We start from the raw sequence: 22,059 nt of genomic DNA on the forward strand, positions 1-22,059 counted from the left end.
TTAATGAGATGATTGGAGAGTAACTGTGGCTACAAATCAAACGACAGATCTAGCACTTTCAGATGGCCCAGCAGGGGCAGTCGCTGAAGGTGCAGACACCCAGCAAGAACAAAAGTCTGGTTATTTTAGTGCTTTAAGTGGCGTTGATATGCTACGTCAAGTTACGCTCGTAATCGCCTTAGCAATTTGTTTGGCAATCGCCATCTTCATTATTATTTGGGCTCGCCAACCTGATATGCGCCCACTCGGTCAATACCCAACTGATGAGCTAGTCCAAACACTCGATTTCCTCGATGCCCAAAAAATTGAGTATGAACTAGATGGCAATACCATCATGGTTGCTGAAACAGATTATCAAAATATCAAACTTAAAATGGCACGGGATGGCTTTACGCAATCGCCAACCTCCGGCACTGATATTTTGATGCAGGACATGGGTTTTGGCGTGAGTCAGCGTCTTGAGAGAGAAAGGCTGAAACATAGCCGTGAGCAGCAGTTAGCGCGTACAATTGAAGAGTTACAAGATATTAATCGTGCTAAAGTACTACTCGCCATTCCTAAAGAAAATGTATTTGCTCGCCGTGAGAAAAAGCCTTCCGCAACTGTGGTATTAACTATGAAGCGTGGTCGCACGCTCGATGGAGAAGAAGTTGACTCTATTGTTGATATTGTAGCCTCTGCTGTTCAGGGTCTTGAACCTTCTCGTGTAACCGTGACAGATCAAAATGGTCGTTTGTTAAATTCTGGTTCGCAAGATTCATTGGCGGCACGTTCTCGTAAAGAATATGAAATAGAACGCAAACGTGAGTCAGAGTACTTATCAAAAATTGACAGTATCATGATCCCAGTGGTTGGCTTGGGTAACTTTACTGCACAAGTTGATTTGACCATGGACTTTAGCGCAGTTGAAGAAACGCACAAACGCTTTAACCCAGACTTGCCTGCAGTGCGCAGTGAAACAACATTTGAAGAGAATAACATTGGTGGGATCACCGCTGGTATTCCAGGCGCATTAACTAACCAGCCACCAATGGACTCAAATATTCCAGAAGTCGCTGGGGCGGGTGGCAGCGGTAAAGGCACAACGCCTAGCCGCTCTCAAAGAGAAGCAACACGAAACTATGAGCTGGACACCACGATTTCTCACAAGCGTCAACAAACAGGTGTTATTCGTCGTATCAGTGTGTCAGTTGCGGTTGACTATGTCGCTAAAGCCGATGCTGAGGGCAATGTGTCTATGGTGCCTCGCGCACAAGAAGAGTTAAATAACATACGTCGCTTGCTACAAGGTGGTGTTGGTTTTGATATGCAACGTGGCGATGCATTAGAAGTGGTAACAGTGCCGTTTGTACGAGAAGATATTTTAGAAACTTCAGAGCTACCTCTTTGGGAGCAAGAGTGGTTTATGAAGGTTGCACGTTTAGCTGCTGGTGCTTTAGTAATCATTGTATTGATAATGGCGGTAGTTCGCCCTATGCTGAAAAGACTTATTTACCCAGACGATACACTTGAGGACTATGATGAGGATGCACTTACTGCAGGTGTAGACTTAGGAGATAGTACTTTAGATATGCTTAGTAACGACTTTGATGAATCAGCTGTTGGCTTCTCCTCGGATGGTACATTACAATTGCCAGACTTACATGGAGATGAAGATCTATTGAAAGCGGTTCGAGCATTGGTAGCAAATGAGCCTGAGCTTTCTTCACAAGTGGTCAAAGCGTGGTTAACTGAAGATGAGTGATGAAGAACAAAAACAACTGCCCCCTACATTTGATGTAGAAAAGTTAGATGGCGTCGATAAAGCCGCCATCTTACTGCTCAGTTTAACAGAAGAAGATGCGGCGCAAATCTTAAAACATTTAGAACCCAAGCAAGTACAGAAAGTGGGTATGGCGATGGCGGCAATTGATGACTTGTCGCAATCCAAAATTAGTGCCGTACATAATTTGTTTATAGAACAAATTCAGAGTTTTAGTACTATTGGTTTCCAGTCTGAAGACTTTATTAAGAAGGCCCTGACTGCAGCATTAGGTGAAGACAAAGCTGCAAGTTTAATAGACCAAATTGTTATGGGTTCTGGTGCGAAAGGGTTAGATTCACTGAAGTGGATGGACTCAAAACAGGTTGCCAACATTATCCGCAACGAGCACCCGCAGATCCAAACAATTGTATTGTCATATCTAGAGCCGGAGCAATCAGCAGAGATACTTTCACAGTTTACCGAGAAAGTGCGGTTAGACTTAACAATGCGTATTGCAAACCTTGAAGAAGTTCAGCCAGCAGCATTGCAAGAGCTTAACGAAATCATGGAAAAACAATTTGCAGGTCAAGCTGGTGCACAAGCCGCTAAAATGGGCGGCTTGAAAGCAGCTGCTGATATCATGAACTACCTAGATACTAATGTTGAAGGTCAGTTAATGGACTCAATTCGTGAACATGACGAAGAGATGTCACAGCAAATTCAAGATCTGATGTTTGTATTTGAAAACTTGATGGATGTTGAAGACCGAGGTATTCAAGCAATACTAAGAGAAGTACAGCAAGATGTCTTGATGAAAGCCATTAAAGGCGCAGATGACTCATTAAAAGATAAAATTTTAAGCAATATGTCTAAGCGTGCTGCTGAAATGATGGCCGATGACTTAGAGGCAATGCCACCTGTGAGGATCAGTGAAGTAGAAGCTGCACAAAAAGAAATATTGGCAACTGCCAGACGTTTAGCTGACTCTGGAGAGATCATGCTCGGCGGTGGTGGCGGTGAGGAGTTCCTGTAAAGTATGTCTGATCCTAAATTTCACCGTGGACGCCCTGTTCATGGAGAGGCTGTCGATGCATTACTCGATCATTTAGAAGAGTGGCCGATACCGGATGTCAAAGAGGACCTAAGTGGGTTGAGCGGTCGTTCAACCGCAATGGGTACTCCGCTTGAAGAGTTGTATACAAAGACCGAACGTAATGTTGAGCCTGAAGCAGTTGAACCTGAAATTCCGACTTTAACCTTGGAGGAGCTTGAACAGATCCGTCAGGATGCTTATGAAGAGGGATTAAAACAGGGTCATGAGCAAGGTTATCTTGAAGGGTTTGAAAAGGGCGCCAAAGAGGGCAATGAAGCTGGACAAAAAGAAGGGTTAGAGATCGGCAAGCAACAAGGCCTTGAAGATGCCAAACCTTTGGTGGAAGAAAGGCTACAAACACTAACACAGTTAATTGAGAAAATTCATGAGCCGCTTAAGCAAGTTGATGATGCTTGCGAAAAACAGTTGATCGAGCTTGTCAGTTTATTGACACAACAAATAACTTTCCACGAGATAAAGACAAACCCTGAACTGATCTTACAAGCTTTGAAAAAAGGTCTGGATGCATTACCCATCGGTGAGGTGCAACTTAAAGTCCACCTGCACCCTGATGATCTTTCTTTAGTTGAGGAAGCCTATGGGGCAGATATGATCCAAAAGCAGCAATGGCAGCTTATTCCAGAGCCTACCTTTGAACGCGGCGGTTGTGAAATTAAATCTCTGATCTCTTCTATCGATTTAACGGTAAAAACCCGTCTGACTGAAATATTGGAAAAGTTTTTGCATGACAGTGGTATCTAAGAATAATTGCGCCATGTTAAATGTCAGAGTTAGAACCTCAAAACCAATCGTTTGCACAACGAATTAACACATACCAAAAACATATCCACCCTTTTGGTGTTGCTGTTGCGGGGAGCTTAACACGTGTTGTTGGGCTAACCCTTGAAGCAAAAGGGCTCAATGCTGCCGTAGGTAGTCAGTGCAAAATCGAAACTATTAATGGTTTTATTGATGCTGAGGTGATTGGTTTCAATAATGATGTCCTCTATCTCATGCCAAATGATCGTATTTCAGGTGTCTTGCCTGGCGCACGAGTTATTCCTCAAGTAAAAGAAGCTGGATTACCTGTCGGAATGGGGTTATTAGGTCGTGTGGTTGATGGCTTGGGACGGCCATTAGACGGATTAGGCGCAATACAAGCAGAAACGAGACTCAAATTTGCCCAGGCTCCCATCAATCCATTGGCTAGACGCCCGATCAAAGAGCCAATGGATGTTGGCGTAAGGGCAATTAATTCAATTATCACTGTAGGACAAGGTCAGCGAATGGGGTTGTTTGCAGGTAGTGGTGTTGGTAAATCAGTCTTATTAGGAATGATGACGCGAGGCAGTGAAGCCGATGTGATTGTTGTTGGCCTAGTCGGTGAGCGTGGGCGAGAAGTTAAAGAGTTCATAGATGAGATCCTAGGTACTGAAGGGCGCCGTCGCTCTGTGGTGGTTGCAGCCCCAGCCGATGCCTCACCTTTAATGCGATTAAAAGGCTGCGAAAGTGCAGTCACAATTGCGGAATATTTTAGAGATCAAGGTCTAAATGTATTATTACTGCTTGACTCAGTAACACGTTATGCGATGGCTCAGCGTGAAATTGCGCTTGCAGTCGGTGAGCCACCAGCAACCAAAGGTTATCCACCTTCAGTGTTTGCTAAATTACCTGCTTTAGTTGAAAGGGCTGGTAATGGCGGGGAAGGTCAAGGGTCAATCACCGCATTTTTTACTGTTTTGAGTGAAGGGGATGATATGCAAGACCCCATTGCTGATTCTGCACGAGCTATATTGGATGGTCACATTGTATTATCAAGAGAATTAGCTGACAGTGGTCACTACCCAGCAATTGATATTGAAAAGTCTATTAGCCGTGTAATGCCGCAAGTTGTTTCGGACACACATATGCAGCAGGCAAGGATCCTTAAACAAGTGTATTCAATGTATCAGCAAAACAAAGATATGATCACATTAGGCGCTTATCAAAAAGGCAGTGATCCTATGCTTGATCAAGCTATAGCAATGATGCCAAGCGTAAATGGCTTTTTGCAACAAGGTATGAAAGATGTGCTTAACTACGATGAATGCTTACAAGGTTTATCACAATTATTAGGACAAGGCTAATGGCGACTGACAAATTATCTCTCTTACACAAGCTGGAAACTGATAAAGAAGATACGTTACGGATTAACTTCATTCAGGCTGAAAACAGCTTGAATGATAATCAACAAAAGTTGAAAGGCTTGAATGACTTTCGTTTGGAGTATACCCAACAATTGCACACGAAGGCGCAGCAAGGGCTGAGCAGTAGCGGGTTTACTCAATACCACAGCTTCATCAATAAAATTGAAGAGGCAATTAAACAGCAAGCAAATACGGTTGCAACGGCAAAACGTGTTGTTGAGCAGCGCAGAAAACTATGGCTAGCACAACAGGCAAAAGTAAAAGCCATTGCAAAGCTCATCGAGAAAAAACTGCTAGAAAAACAGCGAGTCCAAGCAAAAGTAGAACAAAAAATGCTTGATGAGTTCGCAACAAATATGTTTATGAGAAATAAACTGCTTAATTAGTGGCTTAAAAATTGCATTTTTTAACAATATTGGTATTTGAAGTAGGCAAGCGGTCTTAGGTTGCCACATAGAAAGGTGAGAGTATGGCTAATGTTTCGCTAGATGTAGGTTTGAATAATTCAGTTGCACCTCAGCATAGACAGGCAGATGAAAGGTCAGCAGAACAAGGGTTCATGGCTGTATTGGCGCAAGCGAATGAGCAAGAAGAGGCTAAAAGAGTTGCGTTAGCGTCAGAAGCAAAAGCTGAAGTGCAGCGTAGACAACATGCATCACAGAGTGAAAAAGTGGAACATGAACCTAGTAAGGTGCAAACAGGCCCTGATGAGCCATTGAAATTAGATGATTCACATTTACCTAAGACAGGCCCGGATGTAGTGTTGCAGGTAGAGATTTCAGATGACATTGATAGTCAACAAAAGGAGACAGGACAAAACCCTGATAGCTTATTATCGCAAATAACAGCTTCTAACAATCAAAAAACCGATGTGGAGCACCATTTAGCTCCGGTGCCGACCGCGATGCGAGAGCACGTAGACAAAGTTGAAGTGTTACCAGGTAACCCTGGAACAAACAAAGGGAAAAAAGGACCTATTGACCTAATAGGACCCATAGTAACGCAAGGGGAAAAAGCGGAAACCGGTACCGATGCCCTTGCAGACAATAAATCAGCATCGTCATTTCGTTCTGACAAACTTCTAAGTGCGGATATTCCTCAGCAGCAAAGCCAACAGACAGGATCGGAACGTTTTAAAGCCATTGATCCTGGGCCTCGTTATTCTGAGGGCCCGGTTGGTGATCCAAGTAACGTGCAAGATGATGTAAAAAAGGCTACTAATAACCCTCAGTCCCAAAAAGATATCATTACAGGTAAGGAAATTTTTAATGGTGAAGTAAAGTCGCGTGAATGGTTCTTACATAATAAAAATGCTACTTCTGACAAGTCAGAAGTTCAGAAACAAATACAACCTGATGTAGCAATTAAAGCTGTAAAGACAGATTCAGTTGATGCAAAAGCTTCAACAGAACCTAAAGTGCAAACAGAATTAAAGACTGCTTTAAACGATGCAGCAAAGTCAGTAGAAAGTGAACTAAATAGTGAAGCTTCATATTTGGCTTCGCAGATTAGAAAAGCTGTTACTCAGGAGCCGCAAGTGACTCAACCAAAAGGGACTGTTCAGGCGCAAAGTATTGACGAAACTAGTTCTAAAACTGATCTAACAGCCAAGGCATCAACTGATGAACTAAAAGCAAAGCCTGCAATTGAGGTTGCGACACAGGGAAATGAAAAAGGTTCTCCAAACATCAAAGTACTTTCAGAGTTAAAGTCTATGGTTGAGCAACTCTCCCCCCAAGAGAAAAAGCAATTGGAGAGTGCCCTAAATGAGAAGTTAAGCAGTGATAAAATGGCTGACCCTCAGGTAAAACGCCTTGAAAGTACATTATATACATTGGTAACAGGTAAACCTGCTCCTGATGTAAATCCAAAGCAGGCAAAAGATACTTCGAATAATGAGCACGCAGCTGATAAGTTAAGTGACAGTAAGGTTAAATTGAGTAATGCAGCGGTTGAACTACCCTCTCAGCAGATTGATAAGTCTGAAATGAGTTACAATTCTACGAAAATAATATCAATTAAAGAGGGCGTTGTAGCTGAACCAACAAAACAAAACGTTGATGTTGCTTTAAGTGAAGAAGCCCCTGAAATGGCTACCGAGTCAGATGGTGAGCAATCACAAAATAACAGCAGCAACCAACGTCAAACTGCCAGTGCCAATGTCGAAAATATTTTTAAAGCGATCCGTACTTTAGGTTCAGAGCAAATTCAAAGTAAAGAAGAGTTTGAGAACGTGATCCAACAGGTTGAACAATCTCGCCAGAGTCAGCAAGTCGTTCAACAACAAAGTGCCGCTCAGGTGAAAACGCCTCAAGAGCAGGGGATCATGCAAACACTTAATCTTGCACGAAATGATGCAGCAAAAATGATGCAAGAAAAAGTGAATATGATGATCAATTTAAACAATCAAGAAGCAGAGATTAGATTAGACCCTGCTGAATTGGGTAGTATGCAAATTCGTATTCGCTCTGATGCTGAACAGGCGCAGATAAACTTTGTCGTGCAAAATCAGCAAGCAAAAGAATTACTTGAAGAGTCAATGCCTAAACTGAAAGAGATGTTAGAGGAGCAGGGGATCCAATTAGGCGACAGCAGCATCGAGCAGCAATCAGAAGGTAACAGTGGCGATGGAGATAATGAGCAGAATGCTCAAGGAAAACTTGCTAATGAGAGCAGCGAGGCGCAAAATAATAAAGAACAATCAGTGACTAGCAGAAAACAAAGTGATTCAGCAATAGATTACTATGCTTAACAACTGCTATTATTAAAAAAGATTATTTAGTTATAGAAGCGCATGTATGGCAGAAGAAACCGATTTAGAAATTGAAGAAGCTGGTGGGTCTAAAAAGAAACTCATCATCATCATCGCTGCAGTTGTAGTGATTTTGGGAGGTGTTGCTGGTTTCTTCTTGATGTCTGGAGGGGAGGAAGAAGAAGCTTCCTTGGCAGAAGAGTCAACAGCGGTGCAAGAAGACCTGAGTGAGCAAAATGCAGCTGAAATGGGCAGTGCGTTATATGTCGCGATGCCAAGACCTTTTGTCTTTAATGTGCCAGGTGCCAGTAGAGACCGGATCGTGCAAATTAAAGTACAATTACTCGTACGTGGTGATGTTAACGAAGAAGTTGCTAAAAAGCATATACCACTGATCGAAGGCACTTTACTGGGCGTGTTTTCCACGACTACTGCGGATGAATTAAGCACAAGTGCAGGAAAAGAAACACTGCGTTTATCTGCACTAGATAAAGTTCAAGCTGCAATGGAAGGCGTCGAAGGCAGCAAGGTTATTGAACGTGTGCTGTTTACTGGTTTTGTAATGCAGTAGGACGAGATTGTGAGCGACTTATTATCACAAGACGAAATCGATGCGCTACTCCATGGTGTTGATGAAGTCGAAGAAGATGAAGTATCCACAGGAGAAGATGGCGAGGATGCTAATGCCTTGCAATATGACTTTTCCTCACAAGACCGAATCGTTCGGGGTCGAATGCCGACTCTGGAGATTGTTAATGAGCGATTTGCGAGGCACATGCGGATCAGCTTATTCAATATGATGAGACGTACAGCTGAAGTATCCATCAACGGGGTTCAAATGCTCAAGTTCGGTGAATATATCCATACCCTGTTTGTTCCAACCAGCCTCAACATGGTGCGATTCCGCCCTCTGAAAGGCACAGGTTTGATCACCATGGAAGCTCGGTTAGTGTTCATTTTAGTTGATAACTTTTTTGGTGGTGATGGTCGTTATCATGCCAAAATTGAAGGCCGTGAATTTACACCTACAGAGCGACGAATTGTTCAGATGCTGCTCAAGATCATCTTTGAAGATTATAAAGAGGCTTGGGCACCCGTCATGGATGTCTCATTTGAATATTTAGATTCTGAAGTAAACCCCGCAATGGCGAATATTGTATCGCCGACGGAAGTCGTCGTAATTAGTTCTTTTCACATTGAATTAGATGGTGGAGGTGGAGATTTTCATATCTCATTGCCATATTCTATGTTGGAACCTATTCGTGAATTACTTGATGCGGGTGTTCAATCAGATACAGAAGATACTGATCTACGTTGGAGTAAGGCATTGCGTGATGAAATCATGGATGTTGAAGTTGAGATGTCGACACAGTTATTGGAAGTTGACTTGTCGCTACAGCAAATTATGGAGTTAAAAACTGGTGATATTATACCAGTTGAAATGCCTGAACATATAACGGTGTTTGTTGAAGAGTTACCAACTTTTAGGGCTAAAATGGGTCGCTCTAGAGACAACGTCGCGTTACAGATTAGTGAAAAAATTAAACGTCCTGAATCTGTGAAATCTGAGCTGCATGTCTTTACCAAAGGTGGTAAAAAGCTCGATTCGGATGCAGAGTTAGCGGAATTAGAAGAAGATCTGCACCTATCCGAGGGTGTGGACCTTGACTGGTGATCAAGTTTTTTAAGGTAGTAAGTGCATGAGTGATGATCAAGATACGATGGATGAATGGGCGGCAGCGCTTGCAGAAGCAGAAGATGTCGATCAGGGCAGTGCTGAGGTCGCTGAATTAGAAGAGCTTGAAGAGAGCAATGCCAACCTAAGTGCAGATGAAAAAAGAAAATTAGATACGATATTAGACATTCCAGTGACTATCTCAATGGAGGTTGGTCGTTCGAAAATAAATATTCGCAATTTATTACAGTTGAACCAAGGCTCCGTTGTTGAGTTGGATAGGGTTGCTGGTGAGCCGTTGGATGTATTGGTTAACGGTACTTTGATAGCGCACGGAGAAGTGGTTGTTGTAAACGACAAGTTTGGTATCAGATTAACAGATGTGATAAGCCAAGTAGAGCGAATTAAAAAGCTTAGGTAAACACGCTAAGATGACTTGGATAATATTTTCAAATGTGGCTGCGGCAGCGCAGTCACCAGGGCCTAATTTAGATATAGTGACCGTGATTTTGTCGTTGATATCAATTGTGGCCTTGATTATTGGATTAGCTTGGTTGGTAAAACGCGTTAATCCAAACGTAGGTAATAACCAGGACTTTAAAGTTATCCGGAGTTTACCACTAGGGACGCGAGAGAGGCTCCTAGTCATCGAAATTGATGATAAACAGCACCTGCTCGGTGTAACTCCTCAAAATATTAATTACTTATATCAGTTAGAAACCCCCTTAGATGAAAGTCAAACGGCACCTTTTGTAAAAGAGTTGAGTCGTTTTATGAATCAACCCACAACAAAAACAAAGTGAGTATCATGCTTCGATTCCTGATCCTGTGTGGATTAATTTTCTTCTTTCCTCAAGTGAGCGCTAATGATGGTATTGAAGCGCTAAGTGTGACGACGAACCCTGATGGTTCACAAGAATATTCGGTCACATTGCAAGTGTTAGCCATCATGACTGCGTTCAGCTTTATTCCTGCAGCGCTCATCATGATGACCTCGTTTACACGTATCATTGTTGTATTGGCGATTTTACGTCAAGCGATTGGCTTACAGCAGTCGCCATCTAATCAAATTTTGGTCGGTATGTCGTTATTTTTGACTTTTTTTATCATGGCTCCCATCTTTAGTAAAATTTATGATGAGGCTGTACAGCCGTATATCAATGAAGAAATGACATCCGTGCAAGCATTGCATGCAGCTAAAGAGCCAATGAAAGCATTTATGTTATCGCAGACTCGGATTAAAGATTTAGAAACGTTTGCCAAAATTGCAGGTTATGACAAATTAGATAGTCCAGAAGATACGCCGTTTGTTGTTATCATTCCTGCTTTTGTGACGAGTGAATTGCAAACCGCATTTATCATCGGGTTTATGTTTTTCATTCCTTTTTTGATTGTTGATTTGGTGGTAGCCAGTGTCCTGATGGCGATGGGTATGATGATGTTATCTCCTATGATCGTGTCGTTGCCGTTTAAAATAATGTTGTTTGTTTTGGTCGATGGCTGGTCATTAGTCATGGGCACATTAGCGCGAAGCTTTGGCTTGGGAGCATAAAATGGAACCTGAAGTATTCGTTGATATTCTAAGTGATTCGTTATTTGTAGTAATTAAACTTGTATCAGCTATTGTTGTACCTGGCCTGATTATTGGTTTAATTGTTTCTGTTTTTCAGGCTGCGACGTCAATCAACGAACAAACTTTAAGCTTTCTTCCAAAACTTATTATTACGCTTGTTGCGCTGATTGCGGGTGGTCATTGGATGACGCAAGAGCTTATGGACTTTTTTAAATTAATGGTCATGCGGATCCCTGAGATAGCAGGTTAGCATGGAATTTTTATTCTCAGATCTCATGCAGGGGTTAAGTGATTACATAATCCCCTTTATCCGTATTAGCTCTATGATAATGGTGATGGCAGGTCTGGGAGCTCAGAGTGTTTCAAAACGCATCAAGATTTGCCTTGCTATGGTGGTTACTTTGGCTGTGGCACCAGCAATACCGCAGTCTCAGTTTACGGATCTATTTTCATTTCAAATGATACTTGTGGTTATCCAAGAAATGATAATCGGTGTCGCTATTGGTTTTGCATCACTTCTTTTACTAAACACCTTTATTCTTGCAGGTCAAATTCTTGCGATGCAAACGGGGTTGGGTTTTGCATCAGTTGTTGACCCTTCAAATGGACTGAGCGTGCCAGCGGTTGGTCAGTTTTACTTGATTTTAGCAACACTCCTCTTTTTTGTATTTAATGGTCATTTGATGATGATCCAAATGATAGTATTTAGTTTTCAATCTTGGCCGATTGGAGGTGATTGGTGGCATGTCGATAATTACTATGACATAGCAACGTGGGGATCGTGGCTATTTGCTACGGCCTTATCTCTTTCTTTGGCCCCCCTCACAGCTATGCTCGTGATTAGTTTGGCTTTTGGAATAATGACGCGTGCAGCACCGCAGATGAATATATTCTCCGTAGGATTTGCATTCACTTTAGTTGCTGGTTTGATGATAATTTGGGCTACATTAGGCAATTTTACAATGCAGTACGAATTTCAGTGGCTAAAGATGACTGAATTGATGTGCAATTTAATTGGATGCACGGTTTAGGAGGCTGGAATGGCAGAAGATTCAGGTCAAGAACGTACCGAAGAACCCACCGCAAAAAAAATTAGTGATGCCAGAAGCAAAGGACAGGTTGCTCGCTCGAAAGAGTTAGGTACGACTTTTGTGCTTATCTTTTCAGCTGTAGCGCTCATTCTGTATGGCGCTGATATTGCAAAAGGTCTCTATAATATAATGGGGCGTATGCTCACTCTCAATCGCAATGAGACTTATGATACGACAAAAATGTTTTCTGTTTGGGGCGATGCATTTTCTGAATTATTTTTCCCTATGTCCATGTTTGTACTAATTATTACGGTTGCAGGTATCATAGGTAACACCCTGCTAGGAGGCTTTAATTTTAGCTGGCAAGCAGCAGCCCCAAAAGCAAGCAAGATGTCTCCTATGAAAGGGGTTAAGCGTATGTTTGGCCCTCAAGCTGCAATAGAACTGCTTAAATCTGTTTTAAAGTTTGTGTTGGTTGCTGGCTTTGCAATATTATTTATCACTTGGCTATTTTATGACATTTTACACCTAAGTATTGAGTCAGCCCCTGGCAGTGTGCTGCACTCCTTGGAAATACTGGGGTGGTTATTTTTAGCTCTAAGCTGCACCATGATTATCATTTCTGCTATCGATGCGCCTTATCAAAGCTACACTCATCACAAGCAATTAAAAATGACTCTGCAAGAAGTAAAAGATGAATATAAAAACTCTGAAGGTGATCCACAGATAAAAGCACGGATCAGAAGAACGCAAAGAGAAATGTCTCAACGTCGTATGATGCAAGATGTGCCCGATGCTGACGTTGTGGTCACAAACCCAACCCATTACTCCGTTGCTTTGAAATATGATACTGAAAAAGCTGGAGCACCAATAGTCATTGCAAAAGGTGTAGACGAGCTAGCCATGCAAATAAGAAAAGTTGCTAAAGGTAATGAGGTGCCTATCGTTGAGTCCCCAGTTTTGACGCGCTCTTTGTATCATACAACAGAAGTAGGTGACCAAATCCCGGATCAACTATTTACCGCAGTCGCGCAAGTACTTGCATATGTTTTCCAATTGAAAAAGTTCAACAAGGGCCGAGGCAGAAAACCGACAAAATTAAGTAAAGATTTACCTATTCCTGATAGCCTCAAACATTAATAGTTGGAACGGAGTTTGCTTTAATTAATCTGCGTCAATAAATTGAAGTTGATAAGTTATGGATTTTAAAGCGGTTTTACAACAAATTAATCGAGACAAAAAAGACTATGCAAAGGGGGTTGGTACGCCTTTGCTCGTTCTTGCTGCATTAGGTATGGTTATTTTGCCCATGCCGCCGTTTTTATTAGATATCTTATTTTCATTTAATATTGCACTGGCACTAGTTGTGCTCTTGGTAACTGTTTACACCATGAAGCCACTTGAATTTGGTATGTTTCCAGCAGTGCTTTTAATTGCGACAATCATGAGGCTTGCTTTGAATGTTGCCAGCACTCGAGTTGTACTTCTTGAAGGTCACAATGGCGGTGATGCCGCTGGTAAAGTTATTGAAGCATTTGGCTCGGTGGTTATTGGCGGTAATTATGCGGTTGGTTTAGTTGTATTTTTGATCCTTATCATCATTAACTTTGTGGTAATCACCAAAGGTGCGGGCCGTATCTCGGAAGTTTCTGCACGTTTCACTCTAGATGCTATGCCAGGTAAGCAAATGGCTATTGATGCTGATTTGAATGCTGGATTTATTTCTGCAGAAGAAGCGCGTACTCGCCGTGATGAAGTGACTAGAGAAGCTGACTTCTATGGTTCGATGGATGGTGCGAGTAAATTTGTAAAAGGTGACGCCATTGCGGGTATTGTTATTTTGGCTATCAATATTATCGGTGGTCTATTTGTTGGCATGGTACAACATGACTTAACTTTTTCACGCGCTATGGAAGTTTACACACTTTTGACAATAGGTGATGGCTTAGTTGCCCAGCTACCTTCGCTATTATTATCAATTGGTACCGCGATTGTTGTGACGCGTCAAAATGAATCTCATAACATGGGGGAGCAGGTAACTCAGCAATTAGGTAATGAAAAGTCTTTATATATCGCCTCTGGTATCTTAATTGTGATGGGTTTAGTACCAGGCATGCCTCATGTCGCTTTTCTAGGGTTGGGATCCTTGATTGGTGGTCTAGCCTACTATTCAAAACGTCACAAAGCGCAAGTTGCAGCACAAGAGGCTGAGCAAGAAGCTAAAGGGACTCAGGTTGCTAATAAGCAACAAGATCAAAAAGAGCTTGGGTGGGATGACGTCCAACCTGTTGATGTCATCGGCTTAGAAGTAGGTTATCGCCTGATCCCACTTGTTGATCAGGCACAAGGTGGTGAGCTATTGAGCCGTATAAAGGGCGTGCGTAAAAAGTTATCACAAGAGCTTGGTTTTCTTGTCCCGCCTGTCCATATTCGCGACAACTTAGAATTAGACCCAAACGCATACAAGATAACACTTATGGGTGTAGGCTCTGGTGATGGTGAATTAAAACATGGCGATGAGTTAGCAATTAATCCTGGGCAAGTCTTTGGTCCTATTCAAGGTGTGGCGACAAAAGATCCCGCTTTCGGCTTGGAAGCTGTGTGGATAAAACCAGACCAAAAAGATGAGGCGCATTCTTTAGGTTACACAGTAGTGGATGCTGCCACAGTTGTAGCTACACATATAAGTCAATTGCTGACAAATAACGCATCTTTACTGCTTGGCCATGAAGAAGTACAAAACTTATTAGATATGCTAGCGAAGAGCCACCCTCGTTTAGTGGAAGGCTTAGTGCCAGACATTCTACCTCTGACAACCATTGTAAAAGTGCTGCAAAACTTACTAAACGAAGGCGTTGCAATTAGAGATATGAGATCAATTGTACAAACCCTTGTCGAATATGGTCCAAGAAGCCAAGACCCAGATGTATTAACGGCTGCAGTGCGTATATCACTAAGAAGATTAATCGTTCAAGACGCCGTTGGAAACGCTGATGAGATACCTGTCATAACATTGGCGCCCGAGTTGGAACAGATGTTGCATCAGTCACTTCAGAACGCAGGTGATGAGGGGGCAGGCATAGAGCCAGGTCTTGCAGAGCGACTTCAAGGTTCATTGAGAGAAGCGCATCAAACGCAAGAAATGCTAGGCGAGCCGTCCATCTTATTAACCTCAGGTATGTTAAGAAGTGTTTTATCTCGATTTGTTAAACATACTATCCCTGGCTTAAGAGTAATGTCTTATCAGGAAGTACCCGACGAAAGACAAATCAAGATCATTAGCTCTGTTGGGCAATAATAGAGGAACGAGGTGCTGAGTCATGAAGATTAAAAGATTTTTTGCAAAAGATATGCGTACAGCTTTGAAAGAAGTAAAAGATGAACTGGGCGCAGATGCCGTAATTATGTCAAATAAAAAGTTGGCAGATGGTGTAGAAATTGTTGCAGCGATTGACAATGATAGAGTGGCACCTCAGTCGCAAACTGCTGCGACTGAGGCTCGTCCTGAAATGGCCTCAGCAGCAACGATGCAAAAACCGACGTATAGCCAACCAGCTAGAGTTGTTAAGCCTCAAACACGTCGCCCTCAAGCGCAACAACCTCAAGCAAAAGTCGCTGACAGCTTAGAAGCCCTTTTGGAGCGACAAGCACCAAAGCCTCGTTCACCTGAGCTTGCTTCAATGTTTTCTCAATCAGGTATTGATACTGGCGACCTTTTCCAACCAAAAGCCGAGCAGCAGCCAGCGTTTAATGATGTGCACACTTCATCACCTCAGACTGCGCGTCCTCGTCCTGTTAAGCATGCTGAACCAATTTCGTCTGATTGGGACTTTGGCGATGAGTTAGACTCAGAACTTGATAGCCAGCCAGTATCCAGTAGTGCCAATAGTACCTCTCAGGATGAAATGAGTTCTATGCGTGATGAGATGAATGCGATCCGTCAATTATTAGAATACCAGCTATCAGGCCTGATGAAGCAGGAGATGGATCGTCGCGACCCAACAAGAGCGTGTTTAGTGGATAGATTACAAGGGATGGGCATTAGTGCTGATGTGGCTGAACAAATGGCATGTTTCATTCCTGACGATGTGTCTCGAAAAGAGGCATGGAGTGCATTACTGAATATGGTTGTAAATCAGATGCATACGACTAATAATGATATCCTACGCCAAGGTGGTGTTTATGCTATGGTTGGGCCAACGGGTGTAGGAAAAACGACCACAGTTGCAAAATTAGCTGCGTTGGGGGCACAAAAATATGGTGCAGACAAGGTTGCTTTAATTACAACAGATACTTATAGAATTGGTGCTTACGAGCAGTTGGCAACTTATGGTAGAATTATTGGCTGTCCGGTAAAGCAAGTTAAAGATGCAAATGAGTTAGCAGAAGTTCTTTATCATTTGCGAAATAAACGTCTAGTATTAATAGATACTGCAGGCATGAGTCAAAGAGACTTACGTTTGACGGAGCAGCTAAATACGTTGATGCGTAGCTCACGAGTTGATATTCGTAGTTATTTAGTATTGAGTGCAACTTCGCAAATGCATGTTTTACAAGAAACTGTTAACCACTTCAAAAAAGTTAATTTGAGTGGTTGCATTTTTACAAAACTTGATGAATGTCTAAGTTTAGGTGAGATTATTAGCATAGCGATTCAAAATCGTTTACCAATAGGGTATCTTACCAACGGACAGCGAGTGCCAGAAGACATTCGCGTAGCAAATGCTCAAAAATTAGTTAAAAAGGCTGAGCAATTGTATTTAAAAAGAACAAAAGCACAACATTCACGACGTGAAGCAGTGGCGTCCCAGACAGTAGGAATGTATGATTAATACAGTTTTAGATCAAGCAAGTGGCCTGCGTAAAATGAATCAAAAAAGTAACCACGGAGTAAAAGTAATAGCAGTAACTGGTGGTAAAGGAGGAGTCGGTAAGACTAATGTTTCATTAAATACTGCAATTGCGTTAGGACAACAAGGCCATAGAGTATTAGTTTTAGATGCTGACCTTGGATTAGCAAATTGTGATGTAATGCTAGGGTTGCGTGTTGAGCGTAATTTATCTCATGTGCTATCTGGCGAATGTGAACTTGATGAGATTTTAGTAGAGGGACCAGCCGGAATCAGAATTGTGCCAGCCACATCAGGCTCACAAAACATGGTTGAACTGAGCCCAGCAGAACATGCCGGCTTAATTCGTGCTTTTAGCGAGCTGAGTAATGACTTTGATGTTTTAATCGTCGATACCGCCGCTGGCATATCGGATATGGTATTGAGCTTCTCTAGAGCAGCTCAAGACGTGATGGTCGTGGTTTGTGATGAACCAACATCTATTACCGATGCATATGCACTGATTAAAGTACTTAGTAGAGAGCATGGCGTGTACAAATTTAAGATTGTCGCGAATATGGTAAGAAGCTTGCGTGAAGGCCAGGAGCTATTTGCTAAGTTGTCCAAAGTAACCGATCGATTTTTAGATGTTGCGCTAGAGCTAGTCGCGACAATTCCTTTCGATGAAAACATGCGAAAGTCATCTCGCCGTCAAAAAACCATTGTTGAACTCTACCCTAACTCTCCTGCTGCAGTTGCTTTTAGAGGGTTAGCAAGTAAAGCTGTGAAATGGCCAGTGCCTCATCAGCCCTCGGGTCATCTAGAGTTTTTCATTGAGCAGTTAGTTAACGGGTAATTATGGCTACACCGGTCAATCGAATGGCGGGATATCAAACAGCAGACCATCTGAATAAGGTGGTCGAGCGTCATACACCTTTAGTCAAAAAAGTGGCTTGTCATTTACTTGCAAGACTGCCAGCAAGTGTTCAGCTTGATGATCTCATTCAATCAGGAATGATAGGCTTGATTGAGGCAACGAAAAATTTTGATGCTAGTAAAGGAGCAAGTTTTGAAACCTTTGCTGGGATTCGAATTCGAGGAGCCATGTTAGACGAGATACGCCGTGGTGACTGGGCCCCGCGCTCAGTTCACAAAAATAGTCGTATGGTGGCTGAGGCGATATCAGAGTTGGAAACTGCTTTAGGTCGTGAGCCTAAAGACACTGAAATCGCTGAAAAACTTGATATTCCCTTAGATGAGTACCATCATATTTTACATGACGTGAATGCAAGTAAAATTATTGGCATTGAAGACTTAGGTGTCGACCAAGACGTAATTTCACCTGCAGGCAGTGATTTAGCGCTAGACAAACCATTCAATAACGTTAAGAATGAGCGCTTTAATGAGTCGTTAGTAGAAGCAATAAAAACTCTACCTGAGCGTGATGCAATGGTTTTGTCTTTGTACTACAACGATGAAATGAATTTAAAAGAGATTGGCCAGATCCTAGATGTGAGCGAGTCTCGAGTGAGTCAGATTCACGGTCAGGCTATGATTAAACTCAGAGCCAAGATAAATGACTGGATTAATTAGAGTACATTTTAATATTTTTTTAGGTTCAAACCTCACCGGAGGAAGTTTTGGATAAGAACATGAAAATTCTCGTGGTTGATGATTTCTCTACAATGAGAAGAATAATCAAAAACCTTTTGAGAGACTTAGGCTTTACAAATGTTCAAGAGGCAGATGATGGCAGCACTGCGCTTCCAATGTTGCAAAATCAAGAATTTGACTTTGTTGTTACAGATTGGAACATGCCAGGTATGCAAGGCATCGACCTGTTGAGAGCAATAAGAGCCGACGATAGCCTCAAGCATATTCCCGTGCTTATGGTAACTGCAGAAGCCAAAAAAGAACAAATTGTTGCAGCAGCCCAAGCGGGCGTGAATGGTTATATCGTTAAGCCATTCACTGCTGGAACATTGAAAACTAAGTTAGAAAAAGTTTTTGAACGCTTAGGCTAGTTACAAGTAAGGATAGGCTTATGTCAGAATCCTCTGCGCCACAAATTACATTAGAGCAAGCGAAGCAACTTGTTGAGTATCTTGAAAACGGTGAACAAGAAAAAGCTGATCAAATTTTAATTGAAGCAACTAACAAAGAACAATCTGAGTTATTTGCTGAAGTCGGAAAATTGACACGCCAGTTACACGAGTCGTTGAAAAACTTCGAGTTAGACACGCGTTTATCAGATTTAACTACAGAAGCCCTGCCAGATGCTAAGCAACGTTTAAACTATGTTATGGAAATGACAGAAAACGCTGCAAATAAAACGATGGATGCGGTTGAAGCGAGTCTACCGCTTGCTCAAGAGCTGGCTGATGACCTTTCTGAGATCAAGCCTACCTGGGATAGGTTGATGAGTCGTGATATACAACTTGGAGAGTTTAAATCTCTGTGTCACGACTTAAACGACTTTATGCAATCTTCACAAGGCCGCACCGACGAATTACAAAGCTTGATGACGAATGTCTTAATGGCACAAGATTATCAAGATTTAACCGGTCAGGTTATTCGGCGAGTCATAGAGCTTGTTAGAGAGGTAGAGGACAGCTTAATACACCTATTGACTGTTTTCGGCACGACAGAAGTGGGTCAACTTAATACGGCTGAACAACCACAAGAAGTAGTTGAAACCCCCACTGATGAACTATCTGGTCCTGAAGGGCCTATCATTGACGCTGAAGAACGAGATGATGTTGTGTCTGGTCAAGATGAAGTTGATGATTTGTTATCTAGTTTGGGTTTCTAATAGGAGAGTATAATAATGAGCTTTGAAGTCGATGAAGATATCTTACAAGACTTTCTTGTTGAAGCTGGAGAAATACTCGAACTGTTATCTGAGCAACTTGTTGAATTAGAAAATAACCCAGATGACAAAGATTTGCTGAATGCAATTTTCAGAGGGTTTCACACTGTGAAAGGTGGAGCTGGTTTCTTAGGCATGAACGAGCTCGTTGATGCCTGTCATGGTGCTGAAAATGTTTTCGATGTATTAAGGCAAGGACAACGCTCGGTCAATCCTGAATTGATGGATGTGATCTTGCAGTCGCTCGATACGATAAATGATATGTTCGCGTGTATTCAAAATCGCGAGCAGCCAGAACCCGCAGACCAAGAATTACTAGATGTCTTGCACAAGCTCAGCCAGCCAGAGTCTGCTGACGAAGAAATCGTCACACCATCGGCTCCCGCAGAACCTGTTCCAGAGCCAGAACCTGTTAGCGAACCTGAAGATGACGTCTTGTTTGATATTGGAGACACGGACTCAGGTGAACCGGCTACGTCTGACAGTATTGATGAAATCACGGAAGAAGAATTTGAAAGTCTATTGGATGAACTTCATGGTTCAGGTAATGGGCCCGCAGCTGAAGAACCGCAAGCACCATCAGCTGCGCCGTCCGCTCCTCCAGCCAATGTAAATGATGGCGATATTACAGACGACGAATTCGATAGTTTGTTGGATGAATTACATGGTGTGGGTAAGTTCGGTGCTCAAAACGAAGCTACACCAGCACCAAGCGGACAAGCATCCAATACGCCAACACCATCAAGCCCACCTCCGGCAGCTTCTCAGAGTGCGCCAAGTGGTGGTGATGAAGAAATTAATGATGATGAATTTGAGGCTTTGCTTGATGAGCTCCACGGTAGAGGTCAAGCGCCAAAAAATTTAGAAGAGCCATCTGGAGCTGCTCCTGTGCCGGCTCCCAAAACAGAAGCACCGACGCCTCCTGTAGCGAAACCAAAGCCAGCGCCAAAAGCTGAAACGCCTAAACCTGCAGCCAAGCCAGCGCCTAAAGCTGTGCCTGCAAAAGCAGAGTCTAAAGCTGCGCCTGCAAAAGCAGAGCCTAAAGGCGGTGCCCAGAAAAAACCTGCTGCACAGGCAGAAACGACGGTTCGTGTTGATACAAAACGACTAGACCAAATAATGAACATGGTTGGGGAACTTGTATTAGTACGTAACCGTCTGGTCAGCCTTGCTAATAACAGCAACAGTGAGGCAATGGGTAAAGCCATATCAAATCTAGATGTGGTGACCGCCGATTTGCAAGGCGCGGTCATGAAGACCCGAATGCAGCCTATCAAAAAGGTATTTGGTAGATTCCCAAGAGTTGTAAGAGATTTGGCTCGAAGCCTTAAAAAAGACATCAATCTGATCCTTGAAGGTGAAGATACAGATCTAGATAAAAACTTAGTTGAGGCATTGGCTGATCCGTTAGTGCACTTGGTTAGAAACTCTGTAGACCATGGTATTGAGATGCCAGACGTCCGTGAGGCGGGCGGCAAATCTCGTACAGGTACAGTTACATTATCTGCTTCGCAAGAAGGTGACCATATTCTATTGACTATCAGAGATGATGGTGCGGGTATGGACCCTGAAAAACTTAAGAAAATAGCAATAAGTAAAGGCGTTATCGATTCAGATCAGGCAAGCAGGTTATCTGATACTGAAGCCTACAATCTAATTTTTGCACCAGGTTTCTCAACTAAAGAAGAAATTTCTGACATCTCAGGCCGAGGTGTTGGTATGGATGTAGTTAAAACGAAGATCACGCAGCTGAATGGTCAAGTTAACATCCAATCTGAGTTGGGTGTAGGTACTATCCTAGAAATTAAGGTGCCGCTGACACTAGCTATTCTACCAACCTTAATGGTGATGGTTGGTCAGCAAACATTTGCATTACCACTTGCGGGTGTTAGTGAAATATTCCACCTTGATTTGACAAAAACAAATGTAGTTGATGGTCAGCTAACGATAATTGTGCGTGAGAAAGCGATTCCACTGTTTTATCTTGAACATTGGTTGGTGAAAGGCACGGACATTAATCAGAAAAAAGCCGAAGGACATGTCGTTATAGTACAAATAGGTACTCAACAAGTTGGTTTTGTAGTTGACTCATTGATTGGTCAAGAAGAAGTGGTGATTAAACCTCTCGATTCCTTACTACAAGGTACGCCAGGTATGGCTGGTGCGACTATTACTTCAGATGGTGGTATAGCCTTGATCCTTGATGTACCAAGTATGTTGAAGCATTACGCAGGCAAATAACATTCAATGTTGTTTGTTGTCACCGAATTTAGTGGTGCTAAAGGCACCACTTTTCGGATCTGTAAC

At 42.5% G+C, this 22,059-nt stretch carries 21 protein-coding genes; all 21 read left to right on the plus strand.

Annotated features, from left to right (window positions below; genetic code table 11):
* Positions 1-25 precede the first annotated feature (25 nt).
* The 21 genes from fliF to L1077_RS13265 all read left to right on the plus strand — a co-directional run bounded on the left by fliF (position 26) and on the right by L1077_RS13265 (position 21,993).
* Positions 26-1,744 (plus strand): flagellar basal-body MS-ring/collar protein FliF, encoded by a 1,719-nt coding sequence (fliF, locus tag L1077_RS13165; protein WP_237137254.1) that lies wholly within the window; start codon positions 26-28, stop codon positions 1,742-1,744.
* Complete coding sequence (gene fliG / locus L1077_RS13170; protein ID WP_023401801.1) at positions 1,737-2,777, plus strand: flagellar motor switch protein FliG; 1,041 nt, start codon at positions 1,737-1,739, stop codon at positions 2,775-2,777. The genes fliF and fliG overlap by 8 nt, the downstream gene beginning before the upstream one ends.
* A gap of 3 nt (positions 2,778-2,780) precedes the next feature.
* On the plus strand, positions 2,781-3,599 hold the full coding sequence (gene fliH, locus L1077_RS13175) for a flagellar assembly protein FliH (RefSeq protein ID WP_237137255.1): 819 nt from the start codon (positions 2,781-2,783) through the stop codon (positions 3,597-3,599).
* Positions 3,600-3,619: 20 nt separating this feature from the next.
* Positions 3,620-4,963, plus strand: a complete 1,344-nt coding sequence (fliI, locus tag L1077_RS13180) for a flagellar protein export ATPase FliI (protein WP_237137256.1) — start codon at positions 3,620-3,622, stop codon at positions 4,961-4,963.
* Complete coding sequence (gene fliJ / locus L1077_RS13185; RefSeq protein ID WP_237137257.1) at positions 4,963-5,409, plus strand: flagellar export protein FliJ; 447 nt, start codon at positions 4,963-4,965, stop codon at positions 5,407-5,409. Before fliI ends, fliJ begins: the two co-directional genes overlap by 1 nt.
* 83 nt (positions 5,410-5,492) lie before the next feature.
* Positions 5,493-7,775 carry a flagellar hook-length control protein FliK gene (locus L1077_RS13190; RefSeq protein ID WP_237137258.1) on the plus strand — a complete coding sequence of 761 codons (2,283 nt, stop codon included), beginning with the start codon at positions 5,493-5,495 and terminating at the stop codon, positions 7,773-7,775.
* Positions 7,776-7,821: 46 nt separating this feature from the next.
* A complete protein-coding gene (fliL, locus tag L1077_RS13195; RefSeq protein ID WP_039609455.1) occupies positions 7,822-8,346 on the plus strand; it encodes a flagellar basal body-associated protein FliL in 525 nt (174 codons plus the stop codon).
* A 9-nt stretch (positions 8,347-8,355) separates the two neighbouring features.
* Positions 8,356-9,450: a flagellar motor switch protein FliM gene (fliM, locus tag L1077_RS13200; RefSeq protein ID WP_063363404.1), complete on the plus strand. Its 1,095-nt coding sequence runs from the start codon at positions 8,356-8,358 to the stop codon at positions 9,448-9,450.
* 25 nt (positions 9,451-9,475) lie between these two features.
* Positions 9,476-9,871: a flagellar motor switch protein FliN gene (gene fliN / locus L1077_RS13205; RefSeq protein WP_063363403.1), complete on the plus strand. Its 396-nt coding sequence runs from the start codon at positions 9,476-9,478 to the stop codon at positions 9,869-9,871.
* A gap of 10 nt (positions 9,872-9,881) precedes the next feature.
* Positions 9,882-10,253, plus strand: coding sequence for a flagellar biosynthetic protein FliO (gene fliO, locus L1077_RS13210; RefSeq protein WP_237137259.1), 372 nt, complete (start codon positions 9,882-9,884; stop codon positions 10,251-10,253).
* A gap of 5 nt (positions 10,254-10,258) precedes the next feature.
* Positions 10,259-11,002 (plus strand): flagellar type III secretion system pore protein FliP, encoded by a 744-nt coding sequence (gene fliP / locus L1077_RS13215; RefSeq protein WP_063363401.1) that lies wholly within the window; start codon positions 10,259-10,261, stop codon positions 11,000-11,002.
* Position 11,003: 1 nt separating this feature from the next.
* The gene (gene fliQ, locus L1077_RS13220; protein ID WP_063363400.1) at positions 11,004-11,273 is read left to right on the plus strand and encodes a flagellar biosynthesis protein FliQ; all 270 of its coding nucleotides are present in this window, start codon (positions 11,004-11,006) and stop codon (positions 11,271-11,273) included.
* A gap of 1 nt (position 11,274) precedes the next feature.
* On the plus strand, positions 11,275-12,054 hold the full coding sequence (gene fliR, locus L1077_RS13225) for a flagellar biosynthetic protein FliR (protein ID WP_237137260.1): 780 nt from the start codon (positions 11,275-11,277) through the stop codon (positions 12,052-12,054).
* Positions 12,055-12,063: 9 nt separating this feature from the next.
* A complete protein-coding gene (gene flhB, locus L1077_RS13230) occupies positions 12,064-13,194 on the plus strand; it encodes a flagellar biosynthesis protein FlhB (RefSeq protein ID WP_237137261.1) in 1,131 nt (376 codons plus the stop codon).
* A gap of 58 nt (positions 13,195-13,252) precedes the next feature.
* On the plus strand, positions 13,253-15,352 hold the full coding sequence (gene flhA, locus L1077_RS13235; RefSeq protein ID WP_237137262.1) for a flagellar biosynthesis protein FlhA: 2,100 nt from the start codon (positions 13,253-13,255) through the stop codon (positions 15,350-15,352).
* Between the two features lie 22 nt (positions 15,353-15,374).
* Positions 15,375-16,886: a flagellar biosynthesis protein FlhF gene (flhF, locus tag L1077_RS13240; protein WP_237137263.1), complete on the plus strand. Its 1,512-nt coding sequence runs from the start codon at positions 15,375-15,377 to the stop codon at positions 16,884-16,886.
* On the plus strand, positions 16,879-17,739 hold the full coding sequence (locus L1077_RS13245; protein ID WP_023401816.1) for a MinD/ParA family ATP-binding protein: 861 nt from the start codon (positions 16,879-16,881) through the stop codon (positions 17,737-17,739). Before flhF ends, L1077_RS13245 begins: the two co-directional genes overlap by 8 nt.
* Before the next feature lie 2 nt (positions 17,740-17,741).
* Positions 17,742-18,476 carry an RNA polymerase sigma factor FliA gene (locus tag L1077_RS13250; RefSeq protein WP_023401817.1) on the plus strand — a complete coding sequence of 245 codons (735 nt, stop codon included), beginning with the start codon at positions 17,742-17,744 and terminating at the stop codon, positions 18,474-18,476.
* A gap of 47 nt (positions 18,477-18,523) precedes the next feature.
* The gene (gene cheY / locus L1077_RS13255) at positions 18,524-18,907 is read left to right on the plus strand and encodes a chemotaxis response regulator CheY (RefSeq protein ID WP_010364893.1); all 384 of its coding nucleotides are present in this window, start codon (positions 18,524-18,526) and stop codon (positions 18,905-18,907) included.
* 20 nt (positions 18,908-18,927) lie between these two features.
* Positions 18,928-19,695 carry a protein phosphatase CheZ gene (locus tag L1077_RS13260; RefSeq protein ID WP_237137264.1) on the plus strand — a complete coding sequence of 256 codons (768 nt, stop codon included), beginning with the start codon at positions 18,928-18,930 and terminating at the stop codon, positions 19,693-19,695.
* Positions 19,696-19,710: 15 nt separating this feature from the next.
* Entirely contained in the window at positions 19,711-21,993 is a 2,283-nt protein-coding gene (locus L1077_RS13265) for a chemotaxis protein CheA (protein ID WP_237137265.1), read from the plus strand.
* The last annotated feature ends 66 nt before the right edge of the window (positions 21,994-22,059 follow it).

Source organism: Pseudoalteromonas luteoviolacea (genome assembly GCF_021654285.1).
Lineage (GTDB): Bacteria > Pseudomonadota > Gammaproteobacteria > Enterobacterales > Alteromonadaceae > Pseudoalteromonas > Pseudoalteromonas luteoviolacea_J.